This is a genomic window from Duganella sp. FT27W (genome assembly GCF_009295655.1).
In the GTDB taxonomy this organism is placed as follows: Bacteria; Pseudomonadota; Gammaproteobacteria; order Burkholderiales; family Burkholderiaceae_D; genus Rugamonas; species Rugamonas zoogloeoides.
Genome location: NZ_WHIV01000003.1, coordinates 400,625 through 419,906, shown reverse-complemented (window position 1 = coordinate 419,906; position 19,282 = coordinate 400,625). Strand labels below are relative to the sequence as shown.

The window sequence follows — 19,282 nt, the reverse complement described above, 5'->3', positions numbered from 1 at the left end:
GACCACAAGCGATTGCTTGCGGTAGACTGTCGGTCCATCCTCCGCCAGGCCAGTCCAGTGAGCAACATCGATCCGCCCGTTTCGCCCGCCGCGTTTGCGCCCGATGCCGATTTTACGGCGTTGTTCGATGCCGTGCCCACGCCATGCCTGGCGGTCACGCCCGACCTGGTGATCGTGGCAGTCAATGACGCCCACCTGCGCGCCACCGGTGCCCGGCGCGCGCAGTTGCTGGGTCGCCACCTGTTCGATGCGTTTCCCGATAATCCCGATCTTGACCAGCCGGATGGCTCGGCCAATATCGGCGCGGCGATTGCGCGCGTAATACAGACCAAGGCGCCCGACACCTTGCCGATCCAGCGCTACGACGTGCCGGCCGAAGATGGCGTGGGCTTCGTGGAGCGCTACTGGAAACCGGTGCACGTGCCGGTACTGGGCGCCGACGGCGAGGTGCGCTACGTGATCCAGCACGCCGAGGAAGTCACCCAGCGCGTGCACGAGGCCGATCAGGCTGCCCAGATGCGCTCGGAACTGGTGGCCCAGGCGCAGACCATTCGCGACCATCATTCGATGGCCGAGCTGTTCCAGCAGGCGCCCGTGTTCATGGCCATGCTCGAAGGCCCGGAGCACCGCTTCACCTTCGTCAATTCCGGCTTCCTGCAACTGATCGGCCAGCGCCAGGTGCTGGGCCAGACCGTGGCACAAGGCCTGCCCGAAGCGGTGGCCCAGGGCTTCATCACGCTGCTCGACGAGGTGTACCGCAGCGGCAAACAGTATGCCGCCAATGGCACCCGCTACCTGATGCCCGCCACGGCAAATAGTCCCGCCACCGAGCGCCACATCGATTTCGTCTACCAGCCGGTGCGCGACGGCGACGGCTTGGTGACCGGCATCCTGGTCCAGGGTATCGACGTCACCGACCGCGTGCTGCGCGAACTGCGGCGCCATGCATTGGTGCGCCTGGGCGACGCCGCGCGCAGCGTACGCCAGCCCGACGATCTGCTGATGCGGGCCTGTGTGATCCTGGGCGAGACCCTGGGCGCGAGCCGGGTGGGGTACGGCAGCGTCGATCTCGACACGGAGACCTTTACCGTGGCGCGCGACTGGTCCGCGCCAGGCTTGCAGGCGCCGCCGACCACGCTCAGGTTCAGCGACTACGGTAATTTTCTCGAAGAACTTAGCCAGGGCAAACTGATTGCCATCGACGATGTCGATTTCGATCCGCGCACGCGCGACATGGCCGTCAAACTCAAGGCCCGCCACGCCGGCGCTTTTGTCGATGTGCCGGTGATCGAGCGCGGCACGCTGGTAGCGATGATCTTTGTCACCAGCGACCAGCCGCGCTGCTGGAGCGAGGACGACTTGGCCCTGATCCGCGAAGTGGCCGAACGCACCCGCTCCACCAGCGAACGGCTGCGCAGCGAGAGTGCGCTGCGCGCCAGCGAGGCGCGGTTTCGCACCATCGCCAACGCCATGCCGCAAATGGTGTGGTCCACGCTGCCCAACGGCATGCACGACTACTTCAACCAGCGCTGGTACGATTTTACCGGCGTGCCGCCCGGTTCCACCCACGGCGAGGCCTGGAACGGTTTGCTGCACGCTGACGACCAGCCCCGCGCCTGGGCGCTGTGGCAGCAGTGCCTGGCCACCGGCGAGACCTACGAAATCCAGTACCGGCTGCGCCATTTCTCGGGGCGCTATCACTGGGTGCTGGCGCGCGCCTTGCCGATACGCGGTGACACCGACCACATCATCCGCTGGATGGGCACCTGTACCGACATCCACGAACAGAAGCTGGCGGAAACCGAGTGGCGCCAGGCCAGCCAGCGCAAGGATGAATTCCTGGCCATGCTGGCCCACGAGCTGCGCAACCCGCTCGCACCGATCAGCACCGCCGCCCAGCTGCTCAAGCTGCGCGGCAGTCACGAGAAACCGATCCAGCACGCCAGCGACATCATCATCCGCCAGGTCAAACACATGACCGACCTGGTGGACGATCTGCTCGATGTGTCGCGCGTAACGCGCGGGCTGGTGCAGCTCGAACAGCAGGACCTGGAGCTGATGGCCATCGTCAACGGCGCTGTTGAACAGTCGCGCCCCTTGCTCGAAGCGCGCCACCACGCGCTGGTGTTGCGCCTGCCGCCGGGCCAGCTGCACGTGCGCGGCGACCGGACGCGGCTGGTGCAGGCGCTGGCCAACCTGCTCAACAACGCCGCCAAGTACACGCCGCAGGGCGGCGAAGTGGTGCTGGCGCTGGAAGCCCGCGCTGACAGTGGCGAAGTGGCCATGTCCGTGACCGACAACGGCATCGGCATGTCGGCCGAGCTGCCGCGCGTGTTCGACCTGTTTGCCCAGGCCGAGCGTACCCCGGACCGGGCCCAGGGCGGCCTCGGTCTGGGCCTGGCGCTGGTGAAAAGCATCGCCGCGCTGCACGGCGGTAGCGCGGCAGCCGCCAGCGACGGTGCGGGAAAGGGCAGTACCTTCACCATCCTGCTGCCGCTGCTGCCGCCAGCGGCGGTCGCCCCGCAGGCGCCGTCCGCGGCGCCGCTGCCAACCATGGTGCCCGAGGGCCGCAGCCTGCGCCTGATGGTCGTGGACGACAACCAGGACGCCGGCCGCACGCTCGGCGCGCTGCTCGAAGCGCAGGGCCACCAGGTACTGATTTTCGAGGACGCCGAAACCGCGCTGCGCGCCAGCGCCAGCCACGAGGTAGATGCGTTCATCCTCGACATCGGCCTGCCCGACATGGACGGCTACGAACTGGCGCGCCGGCTGCGCGCCCAGGCTGGCACCGCCAACAAGCTGCTGATCGCGCTGACCGGCTACGGCCAGGCGCATGACCGGGTAATGTCGAAGGTCGCCGGATTCGACCACCATTTCGTCAAGCCGGTTGACCACGCGGAGCTGGGCCGGGTGCTGGCAGGTTGACGTTTTAACTTGAGGTTTGCAACAAAGCGGCATATAATTTTATTTCACGAATTAAAGTTCGCTATCCGAATAATTTCAGCATGGTCTTGGCCGGCATTGACCGGCTCTGGTTCGCTGAATTTGTCGAATAAAAGTTCGCAGTCCGAATATTTTTCCCTGTCTTTTGCCAGGGAGCCATCATTCGACCGCTGAACCAAACTATAATTCGCACTCCGAACTTGATGGAGTGCAGCATGACCCGACCGACAGAATCGACCAAAGCGGCGCCTGCCGATCCGAAAAACACGGTGCAGTCCCTGGCCAAGGGTTTCAAGGTATTGCAGGCCTTCACGGCGCAGGAGCCGGAACTGACCATGGCCGAGGTGGCGCGCAAGGCGGGGCTCGACAACGCCACCGCGTTCCGCTTCCTCAACACGCTGGTCGGTCTCGGCTACGTGGACAAGGTGGACAACAGCCGGCTGTTCCGGCTGTCGCTGAATGTGCTGGACCTGGGCTTTCACGCCATCGCGCGGTCGGACTTGCGCACGCTGGCGCGGCCCGTCCTGCGCGGACTGGTGGGCGAGGTGAACGAGGCGGCGTCGATCGGCGTGCTCGATGGCAGCAGCGTGGTGTACGTGGAGCGGGTGCAGGCGGGGCTCACGCAACTGGGCGTGGATGTACGGATCGGCAGCCGGGTGGCGGCCTATTCGAGCGCGGTGGGGCAGGCGATCCTGGCCTGGCTGCCGCAGGACCAGCAAGTGAAGGTGCTGCGCGGCCAGCCGCTGGTCAAGCTGACGGAAACCACGCTGACCGACATCGACGCCCTGCTCGAGCGCCTGGCGCAGATCCGCGCGACCGGCTACGCGGTGTCGAACCAGGAAACCGTGGCCGGCCTGTACGTGATGGCGGCGCCGGTGCTCGACATCGACGGCCTGCCGGTGGCGTCGCTGAGCGTGGCCGCGCCGGCGCACCGCAGCACCTTGCGCCAGTTCGAGGAGAACACGATTGCCGGCGTGGTGGCGGCAGCGGGGCAGTTATCGAAGTCCTTGCAGGCGACCGGCGGTTACGCCGGCCAGGGCCGCTAGGCTGCGCCGATGGCCATCATGGGCGCCGCCGGATTCACGGGCACCACCATCATCGTGGCGATGGTGGTGGCGTACATCGCCCTGACGGGATGGCTGACGGCGCGCACGCGCAGCAAGACTGCCAGCGAATTCATGGTGGGCGCGCGCACCATGCCGGCGGTGGTGGTGGGCGTGTTGATGGTCTCCGAGTTCGTGGGCGCCAAGTCCACCGTGGGCACCGCGCAGGCGGCGTTCGAGTCAGGAATGGCGGCGTCGTGGGCGGTGCTGAGCGCGGCGATCGGCTTCCCGATATTCGGGCTGCTGCTGGCGCGCAGGTTGTACAACTCGGGCGAGTACACGATCTCCGGTGCGATCTTCCAGCGCTACGGCCGCGCCACCCAGATGATCGTCTCGCTGATCATGATTTACGCGCTGCTGCTGGTCAACGTGGGCAACTACATCAGCGGCGCGGCGGCGATTGCCACCGTGTTGCAGGTCAGTCTGCCGATGGCGGCGTTTGTGATCGCGGCGGTCAGCACGTTCTATTTCGCCTTTGGCGGCATGAAGAGCGTGGCGTACGTGACGCTCCTGCACAGCGGCGTCAAGTACCTCGGCGTGCTGGTGGTGCTGGCGGTGGCATTGAAATTGAGCGGCGGCGTGGCGCCGATGGTGGCGACGTTGCCGCCCTGGTATTTCACGTGGGACGGCGCCATTGGCGCACCGACCATCGTGGCGTTTTTCATCGGGAATGTCGGCGCGATTTTCTCGACGCAATACATCATCCAGGCGATTTCCTCGACCCGGAGCGCCAACGCGGCACGCCGCGCGACGTTTATCGCGGGCTGGCTGGCGCTGCCGATCGGAATCGCGCTGGGGCTGATCGGCGTGGCCGCGCGGTATCTGTACCCGGACCTGCCCAGTTTATATGCGCTGCCGGTCTTCATGCAGGGCATGAATGTTTACCTGGCCGGGTTTGTGGCCGTGTCGCTGGTGGCGGCGATCTTTGCCGGCGTGAGCACCGTGTCGCTGGCGATCGCCTCGCTGGTGGTGCGTGATTTTTATGTGCCGTTGTGCCAGCCCTCGCCGGAGCGCGAATTCCGCGCCACGCGGTGGATGGCCCTGGCGATCGGGCTGGTGCCGCTGGTGTTCGTATTCTTTGCGCCCGGCCTGTTGCAGTTGTCGTTTTTTACGCGCGCCTTGCGCCTGTCGATTTCCGTGGTGGCCGTGATCGGCCTGTATCTGCCATGGTTCGGCGGCAGGCGGGGCGCCATGTGGGGGCTGCTGGCATCGAGCGTGGCTACCACCGTCTGGTACCTGCTGGGGGATCCCTGGGGTATCGACAATATGTATATCGCGCTGGTTACACCAGCGATCGTGATTCTGGTCGAGCGGGTGCTCGGTCCTGGGGGCGGCGTCAAACAATAGGCGCTGCCTATTTTTGTCGCTCTGCGACCCTTTTGGAGATGATGCAACCGTTGTTCCGCCTGGAAGCCGGGCCAGGAATCGCGGTTGCCACGACATATGAAGCAAACTCACAACCTGATCCTGGGCGGCATGCTGCTGTCCGCCGCCTGTGGCACCGCTGCCGCGCAATCGAGCAACGCCAATGCCTCCAACGTCAGCATCTACGGCATCGTTGACGTGGCCGTGACCCGCGTGGACCACCTGCCGGGCGGCGCCAAGACGTATATGCGCTCCGGTCCCAAGGACGGCAACCGCGTCGGCTTCCAGGGCAGCGAAGACCTGGGCGGTGGCACCAAGGCCATCTTCAAGCTCGAAGCAGGTTTCAATACCGACGACGGCACCGCCGGCCAGGCGGGCAGCCTGTTCAACCGCGCCGCGTTCATCGGCCTGACCAACAACAAGCTCGGTACGCTGACCATGGGCCGCCAGTACTCGTCGTACTTCGACGCCCTCAACGCACTGGGTCCGGTGCCGATTGTGACCGGTTCGGCCGGCGACCACCCGGGCGATATCGACGGCTTCGACATCACGATCCGTCACAACAACTCGATCAAGTACACGTCGCCCACCATGCGCGGCTTCACCGGCAGTGCGATGGTCGCGTCGGGCGAGCAGGCTGGCCACACGGGCAGCGGCGGTTCGGCGGCCGCGTCGGTCAAGTTCGACGGCAGCCAGTGGCACCACGCGATCGGCTACCAGCTGCTGAAAAACGGCCCCAACCAGTTGAACTGGGATGCCACCACGGCGGGCAGCTTCAGCAAGTCGCCAGTCAACGCCGGCTACCTGTCGGCGCGCGATATCCAGTTCCTGGCCGCCGGCACCCGTTACCAGATGGGCGCAGTGAGCCTCGGTGGCTCGGTGAGCAATGTGCAATACACGCCGAATACGACTTCCGTGTTCCGCGACAAGGCCATCTTCAACACCGGCGCGCTGCTGGCGCAATGGCAAACGTCCACCCCGTGGCTGCTGGGCGCGGGCTACACCTATACCCAGGCCAACCGCGCCAACGGCATCACCGACGGCGCCCGCTATCGCCAGTTCGCGTTGCAGCAAGCGTACTGGTTCACCAAGCGTACCTCGGTGTACTTCCTGGAAGCGGTGCAGCGCGCCAGCGGCCAGACCCTCGCTGCCAACGGCCGCACCGTGATCGATGCGGATGCCGTGATCGGCACGTCGCAGGCCGGCCTGGTTGGCGATGGCGCCCACCAGACCATGTTCTCCGTTGGCCTGCGTCATTCGTTCTAAGTCTCCCGCCTGACCCGTGCCGCCTGTGTGTGGCGCGGGCATCGACCGCATAGAGGTAACACAATGGCACTATCTAGACGCAAATTCCTGCTGGGCGCAACTGCCGTATCCGGCGCATGGGTGACCTGGGGCGCGCTGCCCGCGTGGGGCGTGGGTACTACCGCCTCCCCGGCCCAGTTTTTGGAAGTATCGAAGCTGCTGATCAACCACCAGCTCGACGAAGCGGTGGGCGCGCGCATTGCCGCCGCCGCCGCAACCAAATATCCGCAAGCGGCGCAGATGATGACGTCCATCGCCGCGCTGGCGCAGGCAAAACAGGCCAGGCAAGTGGAAGACTTCTTCGGCGACATCCCGGAAGGACCGCTGCAGGAATTCGCCCACTGGGTGATCTTCGCCTGGTACTCGGGCTGCTCGTCGCCGAAAAAAGATGCGCAGCTGTTTACGTTCGAACACGCGCTCACCTACAAGACCACGGCCGATACCGTGGCGATGCCGTCGTACGGCTTCTCCGGTCCCAACCTGTGGAGCCGTCCGATCGTGCCGCTGTCCAACATGCCGATCTTCTGATCGAAGGAACACACAATGTCCAACCCAACTAGCGCCGACGTGGTCATCGTCGGCACCGGCGTCGTCGGTGTATCGATTGCCGAAACCCTGCTCGATGCCGGCCTGTCCGTGCTGATGCTCGAAGCCGGCCCGCGCGTCTCGCGCGCCGAAGTGGTCGAAAACTTCCGCAACCTGCCGCTGGCCCTGAAAGGCGATCCGTCGTCGTGCTACCCGCCGGCCGCCTGGGCGCCGCACCCGATGCCGTCGAGCGAAACCAAGGAAGACTCGTACCTGCAACTGTCGGGCCCCGACCGTTACGCGCAAAGTTATATCCGTTATGCGGGCGGCTCCACCTGGCACTGGGCCGGCACCTGCTGGCGCCTGACGCCCGAAGACATGCGCCTGAAAACCCTGTACGGCGTAGGCCGCGACTGGGCCATCGACTACAAGACGCTGGAACCGTACTACACCCGCACCGAATACGCGCTGGGCATCTGCGGTCCGTCCGAACCGGCCGAACAATGGCCGCCGCTGTCGGAAGGCGCCGCGCGCTCGAAGCCTTACCCGATGCCGCCGCTGCCGTTCGGCCCCGGCGAGCAGCGCTTTACCGAAGTAGTGAAAACGCTCGGCTACAGCAATATTCCGACCGCGCAGGCCCGCAACAGCGGCACGTCGTACGACGATCGCCCGGCCTGCTGCGCCAACAACAACTGCGTGCCGGTATGCCCGGTAGGCGCCAAGTACGACGCCGCCACCGCGCTGTCGCGCATCGAAGCCAAGGGCGCGAAAATCACCGCGAATGCCGTGGCCTATCGCCTGGAAACCGATGGCGCCAACCGCGTCATCGCGGTCAATTACTTCGACCAGAACAAGGCCAGCCACCGCGTGACGGGCAAGCTGTTCGTGCTGGCCTGTAACGGCATCGAGACGCCGAAGCTGCTCTTGATGTCGGCCAATGCGCGCAACCCCAACGGCCTGGCCAACAGCTCCGACCAGGTGGGCCGCAACATGATGGACCACCCGCAGCTGACCATGACCCTGACCTTGGCCGAGCCTTACTGGGCCGGCGTTGGACCGGTGGTCAACAGCGGCATCATGGAGACCTCGCAGGGCGCGTTCCGCAGCGAGCACGCGGGCGCGTACTTCCGTTTCAATAACTTTGCGCGCAACCGTTTTGTGACGTTCGGTGCGCTGAAAAAAGGCCTGGTCGGTAAAGCGCTCGACGCCGAAATCCGCCGCATGACCGCGTGCACGGCCGACGTGGTGCTGGCGCACGAAGTGCTGCCCGATCCGAACAACCGCCTGACGCTGTCCGACAAGAAGGACTGGCTCGGTCTGGCGAAACCGGCGATCCATTACGACGTCGGTGACTACACGCGCAAGTCGGCCGAGGTGTATTCGGTTCCGATCGGCAAACGCATCGCCCAGGCCATGGGCGCGACCGACATCAAGCTAAGTCCCCAGTTCAACCAGAGCAAGCACATCATGGGCGGCACCATCATGGGCCTCGACCACCGCGATTCCGTGGTCGATGCCGATTGCCGCGCGTACGACCATGACAACCTGTTCCTGCCCGGTGGCGGCGCCATGGCCAGCACGGCCTGCGGCAACAGCACCATCACCATGGTGTCGCTGGCGTTCAAGGCCGCCGACGCGATGGTGCGCCAGATGAAGGGGGCGTAATGAAAGCACTGTTTAAATCCTTGAGCGCAGCCGTGGTTCTGACGTCGGCGATGTGGTCGGCCGCCGCGCTGGCCCAGGCGCCGGCGCCACAATTCGACGCGGCCGCCATCGCGCGCGGCAAATACCTGGCCACGGCCTCGGACTGCATGGCATGCCACACGGCGCACCATGGCCAGCCGATGGCCGGCGGCCTGGTGATGTCGTCGCCGGTGGGCGACATCGTCTCCACCAACATCACGCCATCGAAACAGCACGGCATCGGCAAGTACACCGCGCAGCAGTTCAGCGACGCGGTGCGCAAGGGCGTGCGCGCCGACGGCCAGATGCTTTACCCGGCCATGCCGTACACCGCATACGCCAAAATGACCGACGCCGATGTCAATGCCATGTACGCGTACTTCATGCAGGGCGTGCCGGCGGTGGACAAGGCCACGACCGAGACCAGTCTGCCGTTCCCGATGAATATCCGCCAGTCGATGAAGGTGTGGAACGCGCTGTTCCTCGACGACCAGCCGTTGAAGGCGGAGCCGGAGCGTTCAGCGCAGTGGCTGCGCGGCCAGTACCTGGCCGAAGGCGCCGCCCACTGCACCACCTGCCACACGCCGCGCGGCGTGCTGATGCAGGAGGATAAGTCGCGCCACCTCGCCGGCGCGCAAGTGGGGCCGTGGTATGCACCGAACATCACCTCGCACCCGGTGGCCGGCATCGGCGCCTGGACCGAGGACGAAGTGGTGCAGTACCTGCAAACGGGCCGCGTGGCCGGCAAGGCGCAGGCGGCGGGCAGCATGGCCGAGGCGATCAGCCTCAGTTTCAGCCACCTGGAACCTGCCGACCTGCGGGCGATTGCCGTGTACATCAAGTCGCTGCCGGCCGCTGTGGGCGATGCCGACCAGGCCGTCGGCCTGTCGCGCTTCGAGCAAGGTAAATCGGGTAATGCACTGGACAAGATCCGTGGCGTGAGCTACGCCGAAAACGTCAAGGGCGCCAACCTGGGCGCACAGATCTTCTCGGCCAACTGCGCATCGTGCCACGGCTTCAACGGCCAGGGCACCAAGGATCGCTACTATCCGAGCCTGTTCCACAACTCGGCCACCGTCAACACCAGCAACCTGCTGGCGACGATCCTGCTAGGCGTGGACCGCAAAACGCTTGAGGGCCACGTGTTCATGCCGCCGTTCGGCGAGCAGGCCAATGCGGTCAACCACCTGTCGGATACCGAGGTGGCAGCGCTGGCCAACTACATGCTGGCGCAATTCGGTCCCGGCCAGGCTGCCGCCACCATCACGCCAAAGGCCGTGGCGGAAATCCGCCAGGGGGGGCCGCAATCGCACCTGTTGATGATGGCCCGTGCCGGCGCGGTGCTGGGTGTGCTGGTCCTGGCACTGGTGATCGTCTTTGTCCTGCGCCGCCGCAAGCGCGCTGCCTCCGTTTAAGGAACCGATATGCATAGCATTCTCACTTCGCGGCGCGGCGCGCTCAAGGCGCTGGGCGCGCTGGCGCTGTCCGGCGTAGCCAGCCAGTTGCTGCTGTCCACCCGCGCGAGCGCCGCGCTGGCGCCGGCAGGACAGGGACTAAAGGACTTTATCGCCGTCTCGCGCACGCTGACCGGCGAGGCCGAGATCAACCCCACGCTGGCGCTGGCCTTGTACCAGGCCTTCGCCAGGAACTCGCCAGAGATCGATACCGAGCTGGCCAGTCTGAAAGCCGCGCTGGGCGCCGGCGGGGTGCTGGCGCAGGACGACAAGACGGCGTTCGCGGAAGCGCAAAAGGCCGAACAGGCACTGGCGCAGGCCATCCTCCAGGGCTGGTACTTGGGCGTGGTCGGCAAGGGCAAGAAATCGGTGTGCGTGGCGTACGTCGAGACCTTGTCCAACCGGGCCGTGGCCGACGTCCTCGTGCCGCCGAGCTATTCGTACGGGCCTTGCGGCAGCTGGTCCGCGAAACCGTGATCACCTCATTTAAATAATCTATATGAACACTATCAATTCTGCCGACATTTGCGTGATCGGTGGCGGTATATGCGGCGCGCTGCTGGCGCGCAAGCTGGCGCTGGCCGGCAGCTCGGTGCTGATGCTCGAATCGGGTCCGCGCGTGGGTCGCGGCGAACTGGTGGAGCGCTATCGCCATTCCGCCTTCAAATCCGACTTCATGGCGCCGTATCCATTTTCGGAAATGTCGCCGCACCCGGTGTTCACGCCGGAAGCGAACAAGTACATCGAGCAGGTGGGACCGCACGCGTTCCAGGCCCAGTACATCCGCATGCTGGGCGGTACCAGCTGGCACTGGGCGGCGCAGATGTGGCGCTACCTGCCGTCCGACTTCAAGACCCAGTCGCTGTATGGGGTGGGCAAGGACTGGCCGATCAGCTACGAGGAACTGGAACCGTACTACTACGAGGCGGAAGTGATTTCCGGCGTGGGCGGTTCGCTCGATACCGGTTCGCCGCGCTCCAAGCCGTTCCCGATGGAGCCGGTGCCGGCATCGTACTTCCAGCAGCGCGTGACCGAGCGCCTGGCGCCTGAGTTCAAGGTGCTCGACGACTGCACCGCGCGCAACAGCCGCAGCTTCGACGGCCGCCCGGCCTGCTGCGGTAACAACAACTGCATGCCGGTGTGCCCGATCGACGCCCAGTACCACGGCGGCATCGCCGCCACCAGCGCGGAGAAGGCCGGCGTCCACACCATCACCGAAGCGGTGGTGTACAAGCTCGAACACGACCACCAGGGCGCCATCACGGCGGTGAACTACTACGACTGGAACAAGACCAGCCACCGCGTCACGGCCAAGACCTTCGTCATCGCCGCCAACGCCATCGAATCGGTGAAGCTGCTCTTGATGTCGGCCAGCACGAAATTCCCGAACGGCCTGGCCAATCGAAGCGACCAGATGGGCCGCAACCTGTGCGACCATCCGGCCATCGGCGTCACGTTCGATGTCGATGAACCGATCTGGCCGGGCCGTGGCCCGGTGAGCCCGTGCTCGATCGGCCAGTTCCGCGACGGCGACTTCCGCCGCGAACACGCGCCGTTCCGCATCGATATCTCGAATTCGTCGCAGGTGGCATCGGTGACCAAGGAGCTGATCGGCGCCGGCTACTACGGCGTCAAGCTCGAAGGCGCGATCCGCGACCGCGCCTCGCGCCGCATGAGCATCAAGAACGCACTTGAGCAACTGCCCGACCCGGACAACCGCGTGACCCTGAGCGACAAGAAGGACGCGCTGGGCCTGCCCACGCCGCGCATCTACTGGGACATCGACGACTACGTCAAGAAGGGCACGGCGGAGACGCGCAAGCGCTACGACGAAATCGCCAAACAACTGGGGGCGACCAACATCAAGCATAGCAAAGAGGGTGCGTTCAGCAACCGCCAGCACATCACCGGTACGCTCTCGATGGGCAAGGACGAAAATAACAGCGTGACCGATCCGTTCGGCCGCGCGCACGACCATCCCAACCTGTACATGGTTGGTACCGGCGTGATGCCCACGGTGGGCACGTGTAACGTCACGCTCACCGCCGTGGCGCTGGCCCTGCGTACTGCGGACAAGATCTTGTCGGAGGCGCGCCATGCTTAAGCTCTGTCGTGATGTTCTTCGTGCCGGCGTGGCCGCTGCCGCCGGCCTGGTGCTCGCTGCCACCGGTGCGTCGTACGCGCATGCCGCCGACGGCGCCACTCCGGCGCTGATCGAACGCGGCAAGAACCTGGCCGTGGCCGGCGACTGCATCGCCTGTCACAGCGCTGCCGGCCGGCCCGAGTACACGGGCGGACTGGCAATCGCCAGCCCGCTTGGAACCATCTATTCGACCAACATCACGCCGTCCGTCAAAGCCGGCATCGGCGGATACACGCTCGAGCAGTTCAGCCGCGCGGTGCGCACCGGCGTGCGCGCCGATGGCAGCCACTTGTATCCGGCCATGCCATACACCGCGTACGCCAAGCTGACCGATGACGATACCGCCGCCTTGTACGCGTACTTCATGCACGGCGTGGCCGCCAACGATGCGCCGGCGCCAGTGACCAAGCTGCCATTTCCGTTCAATATCCGCCTGTCGATGGCGGTGTGGAACGCGCTGTACCTGGACGACCAGCCCTACGTGGCCGACAAGTCAAAATCGGTGGAGTGGAATCGCGGCGCCTACCTGGCGCAAGGACTGGCCCATTGCGCCACGTGCCATACGCCGCGCAATTTCCTGATGGCGGAAGACGCTGCGCAGTACCTGCGCGGCGGCTCGCTCGGCACCTGGTATGCGCCCGATATCAGCCCGGGCGCCTTGTCCGATGGCGGTTGGGACCAGGCCGCGCTACAAGCGTACCTGGCGACCGGCCATGCGCTGAACGGCGCCACAGCCGGCGGCCCGATGCTCGAAGCGATCGACAAGAGCTTTTCGAAGATGGATGCGCAGGACATCAAGGCAATCTCGGTGTACCTGACCGACTTGCCGGGTACTGCACGCAAGGCCGCCACGCCGGCCAACGTGCCGGCGCTGCTGTCGAGCGACATCGCCGAGATGGCTGGCAAGATCGGCGCCGGCGAACGCCTGTACCGCAACAACTGCGCCGCCTGCCACCAGGTGAACGGCGACGGCGTGCGCGGTTTGCCGGCGCTGCGCAACCACCCGTCGCTGCGCCACCCGAACGCCGACAACGTCGGCATGGCGGTCCTGGAAGGCGTGTGGCCCGAGCATCGGCAGGGCATGCCCGGCTTCGAGGAAGAGCTGACCGACCGCGAAGTGGCCGAACTGACCAACTACGTGATGGCCACCTTCGGCGGAAGCCGCGTGACCATCGACGAGCAGCGCGTGCGCACGCTGCGCGCCGGCGGTGAAACCTCGTCGCTGTTGCTGCTGGCCCGTGCTGGCATGGCGCTGGCGGTGTTGGCGGTGATCGTCGCGCTGGTACTGCTGGCGCGCCGCCGGCGTCAAGGCAAAGCCGCCCCTTAACCGAATCGAACGGACATTATCATGCAATGGTTTTACGATCTTAAAATCAGTAAAAAGTTATTCCTGTCGTTCGGCGCGGTGCTGGCCCTGACGCTGGTGCTGGGCGTGTTGACGATCGCCAGCATGGGCCGGCTCAATACCGCGTCCAACCTGCTGTCGTCGCAGTCGCTGCCGAGCATGCGCTACATCCTGGCGCTCAAGGCGGCGCTCAACACCACGCGCCGCTACGAGATGGAGCAGCTGCTGTCGAGCGATCCGGCGCGCGTGGAAAAATACGACGACATGATCGCGCGCATGGTGGCCAAGGTGGACAAGCTGCAAGGCCAGTTCCAGGGCACCGTCACCACCGAGGAAGATCGCCAGTTGCTGGCGCAACTGGTGGCCGTGCGTGCAGACTACGCGGTGGAGCGCGCAAAAATGGTCGAGCTGCGCAAGCAGGACCGCCGCGACGAGGTGCTGGCGATTGCCGAAGGCCGCTCCTTCAAATTGATTAACCAGACCGCCGACGTGATCGACAAGATCGCCCAGCGCGCCCAGGACCAGGGCGATGCTGCCAGCGATGCGGCGGAAGCGCAGTACCTGTCCGCGCGCAACCAGGCCATCGGCCTGCTGGCAGCGAGCATCGTGATCGGTATGCTGCTGGCGGCCTGGATCGCCCGCATCGTTTCGCGTCCGCTGCAGCACGCGGTGGACGTGGCGCGCCGGGTGGCCGACGGCGACCTCACCGCCGACGTGCGCGTGACCTCGCGCGACGAGAGCGGCCAGTTGATGGCAGCGCTCAAGCACATGAACGACAGTCTGCAACGCCTGGTGGGCCAGGTGCGCGGCAGCACCGACACCATCGCCACCGCGTCGAGCCAGATCGCGGCCGGCAACCAGGACCTGTCTTCGCGCACCGAGCAGCAAGCGAGCTCGCTGGAGGAAACCGCATCGTCGATGGAAGAACTGACCGCCACCGTCAAGCAGAACGCCGACAACGCGCGCCAGGCCAAGGGGCTGGCGCTGTCCGCGTCGCAGATCGCAGTCAAGGGCGGCGACGTGGTGGGGCAGGTGGTGGGCACGATGGCGTCGATCAACGCGTCGTCGAAAAAGATCGTCGATATCATCGCGGTCATCGACGGTATCGCCTTCCAGACCAACATCCTGGCGTTGAATGCAGCCGTGGAAGCGGCGCGCGCCGGCGAGCAGGGACGCGGCTTTGCCGTAGTCGCCTCCGAAGTACGCAACCTGGCGCAACGCTCGGCCGCCGCCGCCAAGGACATCAAGGTGCTGATCGACGACTCGGTGGCGACCGTGGGCGCCGGCACCGCGCTGGTGGACCAGGCCGGCGCCACGATGGGCGACATCGTCGCCAGCATCACGCGGGTGGCGGACATCGTCAGCGAAATCACCGCCGCCAGCCAGGAACAAAGCGCCGGCATCGAGCAGGTCAACCAGGCCATCACGCAGATGGACCAGGTCACCCAGCAGAACGCGGCACTGGTGGAGGAAGCCGCTGCGGCGGCCGAATCGATGCAGGAGCAGGCGGCGGCGCTCAGTGAGCGGATGGGGGTGTTCAAGCTGGCGACGCAGTCGTCGCCACCTGCGTTCACACGACCTACGCTGCGTCTGGATGCTCGATAACGTCTGCAGTTGACAGGTCCTGGTATGTTCAACCGCGACCTGTCGTGGACACCGTGGAGATCAGCGTGGCGCCGCAGGTGGTCTTGTGCCCTTCGAACGCCACCGGCACCCCGTCAATCAGCACTTTCGCATCGCCCTCGGCGATCTTGCATTTGTCATGTCCCTTGATCGGACAGATGCATTGATCGCCCTGCCGCGCGACCGCGACGCCCAGCACCTTGCTGTTGGGCGCAGCGGAAATGACTTTGCCACCGTGGCTGGTGGGGTCGTTGAGACGGATGACGCCTTTCATGGCAGGTTCCCCTTTTGCTCGGTTATTTTGAATAGCCTTGTGGATAAGCGGGTGCATCGTCGCGCAATCCCCACCACGGCAAATAGGCGTCGTTCATGCTGCGGGCGCGGAACCAGGGTTTGTCGGGATCGATGGGACGCACTTGCGCCGGCGGCGAGACCACCACTGCAGTGGGGTGCTCAGGATCAGTTGTTCCCGCAACCAGCACGTGCTTGCCAAAATGGTTGGCGTAGCCAATTGCAAGCGCAACATTGGTCAGCGCCGAACCGGCGCGCATTTCTCCGAGCAGGGCCGGGGTGTTGAACGATTGCTTGAGCAATTCCAGATCGGGAATCTCGGTGGTCAAGGTTTGCGCCATGGGTGCGATTCTTGTCGAGGAGTCGGGGTGAGTGTTGTTGGCGTCGTGGATGACGTAACCGATTTCCCCAGGCTCGATTTGGGCATTGTTTGCGGCGGCGTGCAGCGTTTTTTTCCAGGACTGTGCCGACCGCGATTCGCCATCCTTCGCTTCGAAGTCCTTGACGTTGCCCATGTCAGGTCGTCCAACCCAGGCAAGTGCTTTTCGGCCGGTCTGATATTTGGCCCCTGCCAGCACCAGCACGACCAGATTTTCGTTGATTTGTTCGTCCAGTGGACGGCTGGGAGCGTCCCAGTTCATGGCCCAGGCGGTTTTGTCGGGGTTTTCCTGGAGATATTGAATCGCTGCGTCCAGGGATTTGAAACCGGCGTTGGCTCCACCGGCTGTCACCCTGAGATCTGGTGGGGCGTTCTTGGTCCAGAGCGTGGGCCGATGGACGCTACCAATCGCGAACGTCTTTCTAATAAACTCCCGGGCCTCCTCTCCCTCATTAATGGCATCAAAATTCTGAGCGGGGACAGCATATTCTATTCGTATTCCAGACAGCTCACGCCAATCATTTTTTCTTTCGAGTCCATGGACATTGTAGAAATAGTTGGGATCTGAAAAATAGTTATCGTGCAGTCTTTTCATCAGTTCATGAAGATATTGGTCATGGTACTCAGAAAACAGAGTTTCACCCCGGTCCCCGTTTGCGATCGATGCTACAGCTTTGACCTTGGAGAATGCATCCGGCGATTTTTTCCTGACGTCGTCGTTCTCGTTGGGTTTAGCCAAGCCGAGTGTCCATAGGATCTGCCATTCGGTTGGGTAGTCTCGGCGATGTAATGGATTCAGCCAGATTACTCCGGCTACCTTTACGGGTGCGGCGTTCACGATAAATTCATCGGATAGCTTCTCTTCTACCTCTGTGGACCGTGGATGTTGGGTGGAAGTTACGCAGCCCGTCAGGGTGGCCAGTGACGTGATCAACGCAGATACGGAGATAAACGATTTCATGTTTGTCCAATATATTAAAATTAATAGAACCTCAATGCAGTCTACGCGCGCGAATCTTTAATATTCTCTGGAATTGCCACCTCGTTGCCATCCCTTTGAATCCATTCTTTTAAGGTCGTCTCATCAATTGTGCTGCGCTCAAAATACTCAGACATTTTTTTGCTATGGCTAAAATTTAATTTATCTAAATAACGCCAGTCCGCGAGTGTCGATAATTTTCGAAGATGATCTGATGTTATATTGCTGACCCCGATACTCACATCAAACGCCAGTGCCCTCTCCGAATGCACCGGATTAGTAAAAATCGTCGAATGATCAGTTGCCGCCGCATCAACGGTCTCTGCCAGGCTCACCTTGATGTGCTGCGTTCTCCAGGCTGTGTACTCTGCGCTTGCCTTCGACGGTTCATCTTCCTCGACCACTTGCGCATCCGCCGCATACCGCTTTTCGCGCTTGGCCCGCAGTCGCAGCATCGCGTGATGCTCGTAACGTAGCGACGCTTCGTCCCGGTTATTGCCCTGCGCGGCATCGGTGCTGTTGTCTGGTGATTTGTTGACGCCGGCATAAGCGTCACCAGACTCTCGAACCCGGGTAACGCTTCGGGAAGCACCGGGCGGGTCGTAGCCTTGATCGAATTTGTCGCTCAGTTGGCCGAAGCGCATGCTTTGTGGCAGAAAGGGAGGGACGAGCGCAGGCGCGTCGACGGGAATTTCCCAGTCCGCGTCCGGCAAGGCGTTGACGCGTTGTCGGAGAAGAGCCGTAACTGCCGCAGCCACCGGCGCCATCACTACGGTGAACAAGGTGCCGAGGAGCGTTGTACTAGCCTCCAGTCCCTTCTTCATCGAATGCTTGGCGATCTTTGAATGGGGCATCCAGAAGTCGTGGCTGCCGGTTTTCGGCTTGCGCCAGTGGTGATGCCAGTAGTGGTATTTGCCGATCTCTCCCACTGGAAAACCTTGGGCGAACACGCGCTGCACCAGCACACCTTGTGCCCGAGTCGCGTTGATCTCGTTGAACTTTACGCGATTGGTGATCCCGAGCCAGCCGATGCCGCGCACCGTTACCGCGGAGATAACCTGGTCATGGGGATTGACATACAAGGTTACGCGGCCATAGGTAGAACCCTGGACGCCGTATTTATTACGGTCGGTCTGGGCATCGAAACCTCCGGCACGGTTGGCCATGCGGCGGTCGATGCGCTCGGTGGTTTGCAAGGCATCGAGCGCTTTGCGGGTCCGCATGATGTCAAAGAACGCTGCCAGGGTAGCAATGCGCGCTGCATGGGTCTGGCGCCCGGTATTGCCGTGCGGGTCCACCAGGTTTTGCTGGGTCCAGTCTTCGGAAAGGTTGTCCTTCACCAGGCTGTAAGGCGGATTGGCCAGGACGTAATTGTCGGCCACGCACGGGCCACTTTTGCCGTCGGCGTCCGTGACGTGCGGCATGCGGTCGCCGAGAAACGCTGCCGCCATGCCGATCATATTGCCCTGGCTGTGGCAGACGATGGTGATCGGCACATCGGCTTGCGCCTCGCGGATCGCTTCGACCAGCTTGGCGAGGCGATACGCGGCCAGCACGAAGTAGCCGCGTGGCGGGCACGCGTATACTTCGCGTTCGTTGACCGGATTGAGGTGCTGGACCTGCATCCACAGGAACAGCTTTTCCGACAGCCCTTCGTTCCACAGGTCGGGCAGCGAGGTGCAGCCGTTGGCGAACGGGCCGCCGCCCCAGTAGTTTTGTTCGTTGAGATAGATCTTGTCGCCGAACGCCTGCAACTCTTCGCCGCCCGCCTTGTAGCCCCACCTGAAGCGGATCACCGGTGAGCAGGCGTTGCCCATGTCGAAAAAATTGTTGGAATTGAGTTCGGGGTTGATGAAGCCGTCGCCCGTCAATTCCTGCGCATACTTGATGGCCTTGAGCTGCCCCGAGGCCGGCCCCGGATACTTCATCTGGTCGTCCCGGCGTGCCAGCCGGGTATTCAAACCTTCGCATAGTCCTTGTTCGCAGGCGTCGTACCACTCGCCATCCGAATTGACGCCGTGGACCAGGATCACGATGCCCGGCAACGGCAGGGCGTGCGGGATGTCGTAGTGGGTCGCATCGAAATCGGTGTGGGCGCTGCCCCGGGCAAATGCCACGCAGTCGTTGTCCGCTGGAATCCCCAT

The 19,282-nt window shown here is 63.8% G+C and carries 14 protein-coding genes; 11 read left to right on the top strand and 3 right to left on the bottom strand.

Going from position 1 to position 19,282, the window contains the following annotated elements; translation table 11 throughout:
• The first annotated feature begins 57 nt into the window (after window positions 1-57).
• The 11 genes from F8197_RS13690 (at window position 58) to F8197_RS13640 (ending at window position 15,471) form a co-directional block, all read left to right on the top strand.
• Window positions 58-2,925: a PAS domain-containing protein gene (locus F8197_RS13690; protein WP_193333430.1), complete on the top strand. Its 2,868-nt coding sequence runs from the start codon at window positions 58-60 to the stop codon at window positions 2,923-2,925.
• 233 nt (window positions 2,926-3,158) lie between these two features.
• Window positions 3,159-3,989: an IclR family transcriptional regulator gene (locus F8197_RS13685; RefSeq protein ID WP_152882313.1), complete on the top strand. Its 831-nt coding sequence runs from the start codon at window positions 3,159-3,161 to the stop codon at window positions 3,987-3,989.
• Between the two features lie 18 nt (window positions 3,990-4,007).
• Window positions 4,008-5,393 carry a sodium:solute symporter family protein gene (locus F8197_RS13680; RefSeq protein WP_056144781.1) on the top strand — a complete coding sequence of 462 codons (1,386 nt, stop codon included), beginning with the start codon at window positions 4,008-4,010 and terminating at the stop codon, window positions 5,391-5,393.
• Between the two features lie 96 nt (window positions 5,394-5,489).
• Window positions 5,490-6,677, top strand: coding sequence for a porin (locus tag F8197_RS13675; protein WP_152882311.1), 1,188 nt, complete (start codon window positions 5,490-5,492; stop codon window positions 6,675-6,677).
• Window positions 6,678-6,740: 63 nt separating this feature from the next.
• A complete protein-coding gene (locus tag F8197_RS13670) occupies window positions 6,741-7,244 on the top strand; it encodes a sugar dehydrogenase complex small subunit (protein WP_152882310.1) in 504 nt (167 codons plus the stop codon).
• 15 nt (window positions 7,245-7,259) lie between these two features.
• Window positions 7,260-8,906: a GMC family oxidoreductase gene (locus tag F8197_RS13665; protein WP_152882309.1), complete on the top strand. Its 1,647-nt coding sequence runs from the start codon at window positions 7,260-7,262 to the stop codon at window positions 8,904-8,906.
• Window positions 8,906-10,339, top strand: a complete 1,434-nt coding sequence (locus F8197_RS13660; protein WP_152882308.1) for a cytochrome c — start codon at window positions 8,906-8,908, stop codon at window positions 10,337-10,339. Before F8197_RS13665 ends, F8197_RS13660 begins: the two co-directional genes overlap by 1 nt.
• 9 nt (window positions 10,340-10,348) lie before the next feature.
• Window positions 10,349-10,855, top strand: a complete 507-nt coding sequence (locus F8197_RS13655; RefSeq protein ID WP_152882307.1) for a sugar dehydrogenase complex small subunit — start codon at window positions 10,349-10,351, stop codon at window positions 10,853-10,855.
• 22 nt (window positions 10,856-10,877) lie between these two features.
• Window positions 10,878-12,482 (top strand): GMC family oxidoreductase, encoded by a 1,605-nt coding sequence (locus F8197_RS13650; protein ID WP_152882306.1) that lies wholly within the window; start codon window positions 10,878-10,880, stop codon window positions 12,480-12,482.
• Complete coding sequence (locus F8197_RS13645) at window positions 12,475-13,848, top strand: cytochrome c (protein ID WP_152882305.1); 1,374 nt, start codon at window positions 12,475-12,477, stop codon at window positions 13,846-13,848. Before F8197_RS13650 ends, F8197_RS13645 begins: the two co-directional genes overlap by 8 nt.
• 21 nt (window positions 13,849-13,869) lie before the next feature.
• Window positions 13,870-15,471: a methyl-accepting chemotaxis protein gene (locus F8197_RS13640; RefSeq protein WP_152882304.1), complete on the top strand. Its 1,602-nt coding sequence runs from the start codon at window positions 13,870-13,872 to the stop codon at window positions 15,469-15,471.
• A gap of 28 nt (window positions 15,472-15,499) precedes the next feature.
• Here the strand turns inward: F8197_RS13640 and F8197_RS13635 are convergent, their stop codons facing one another.
• The 3 genes from F8197_RS13635 to F8197_RS13625 are packed head-to-tail and all read right to left on the bottom strand — an operon-like array spanning window position 15,500 to window position 19,282.
• The gene (locus F8197_RS13635; protein ID WP_056144616.1) at window positions 15,500-15,763 is read right to left on the bottom strand and encodes a PAAR domain-containing protein; all 264 of its coding nucleotides are present in this window, start codon (window positions 15,761-15,763) and stop codon (window positions 15,500-15,502) included.
• Window positions 15,764-15,785: 22 nt separating this feature from the next.
• Complete coding sequence (locus tag F8197_RS13630; protein ID WP_227012238.1) at window positions 15,786-17,120, bottom strand: hypothetical protein; 1,335 nt, start codon at window positions 17,118-17,120, stop codon at window positions 15,786-15,788.
• Window positions 17,121-17,161: 41 nt separating this feature from the next.
• A complete protein-coding gene (locus F8197_RS13625; RefSeq protein ID WP_152882303.1) occupies window positions 17,162-19,282 on the bottom strand; it encodes a hypothetical protein in 2,121 nt (706 codons plus the stop codon).

Bases quoted from the DNA above. Each gene is read 5' to 3' on its own strand.
- F8197_RS13685 (WP_152882313.1), top strand. From the start codon at position 3,159: ATGACCCGACCGACAGAATCGACCAAAGCGGCGCCTGCCGATCCGAAA.
- F8197_RS13665 (WP_152882309.1), top strand. From the start codon at position 7,260: ATGTCCAACCCAACTAGCGCCGACGTGGTCATCGTCGGCACCGGCGTC.
- F8197_RS13670 (WP_152882310.1), top strand. From the start codon at position 6,741: ATGGCACTATCTAGACGCAAATTCCTGCTGGGCGCAACTGCCGTATCC.
- F8197_RS13625 (WP_152882303.1), bottom strand. From the start codon at position 19,282: ATGGGGATTCCAGCGGACAACGACTGCGTGGCATTTGCCCGGGGCAGC.
- F8197_RS13630 (WP_227012238.1), bottom strand. From the start codon at position 17,120: ATGAAATCGTTTATCTCCGTATCTGCGTTGATCACGTCACTGGCCACC.
- F8197_RS13635 (WP_056144616.1), bottom strand. From the start codon at position 15,763: ATGAAAGGCGTCATCCGTCTCAACGACCCCACCAGCCACGGTGGCAAA.
- F8197_RS13660 (WP_152882308.1), top strand. From the start codon at position 8,906: ATGAAAGCACTGTTTAAATCCTTGAGCGCAGCCGTGGTTCTGACGTCG.
- F8197_RS13675 (WP_152882311.1), top strand. From the start codon at position 5,490: ATGAAGCAAACTCACAACCTGATCCTGGGCGGCATGCTGCTGTCCGCC.
- F8197_RS13655 (WP_152882307.1), top strand. From the start codon at position 10,349: ATGCATAGCATTCTCACTTCGCGGCGCGGCGCGCTCAAGGCGCTGGGC.
- F8197_RS13640 (WP_152882304.1), top strand. From the start codon at position 13,870: ATGCAATGGTTTTACGATCTTAAAATCAGTAAAAAGTTATTCCTGTCG.
- F8197_RS13650 (WP_152882306.1), top strand. From the start codon at position 10,878: ATGAACACTATCAATTCTGCCGACATTTGCGTGATCGGTGGCGGTATA.
- F8197_RS13645 (WP_152882305.1), top strand. From the start codon at position 12,475: ATGCTTAAGCTCTGTCGTGATGTTCTTCGTGCCGGCGTGGCCGCTGCC.
- F8197_RS13680 (WP_056144781.1), top strand. From the start codon at position 4,008: ATGGGCGCCGCCGGATTCACGGGCACCACCATCATCGTGGCGATGGTG.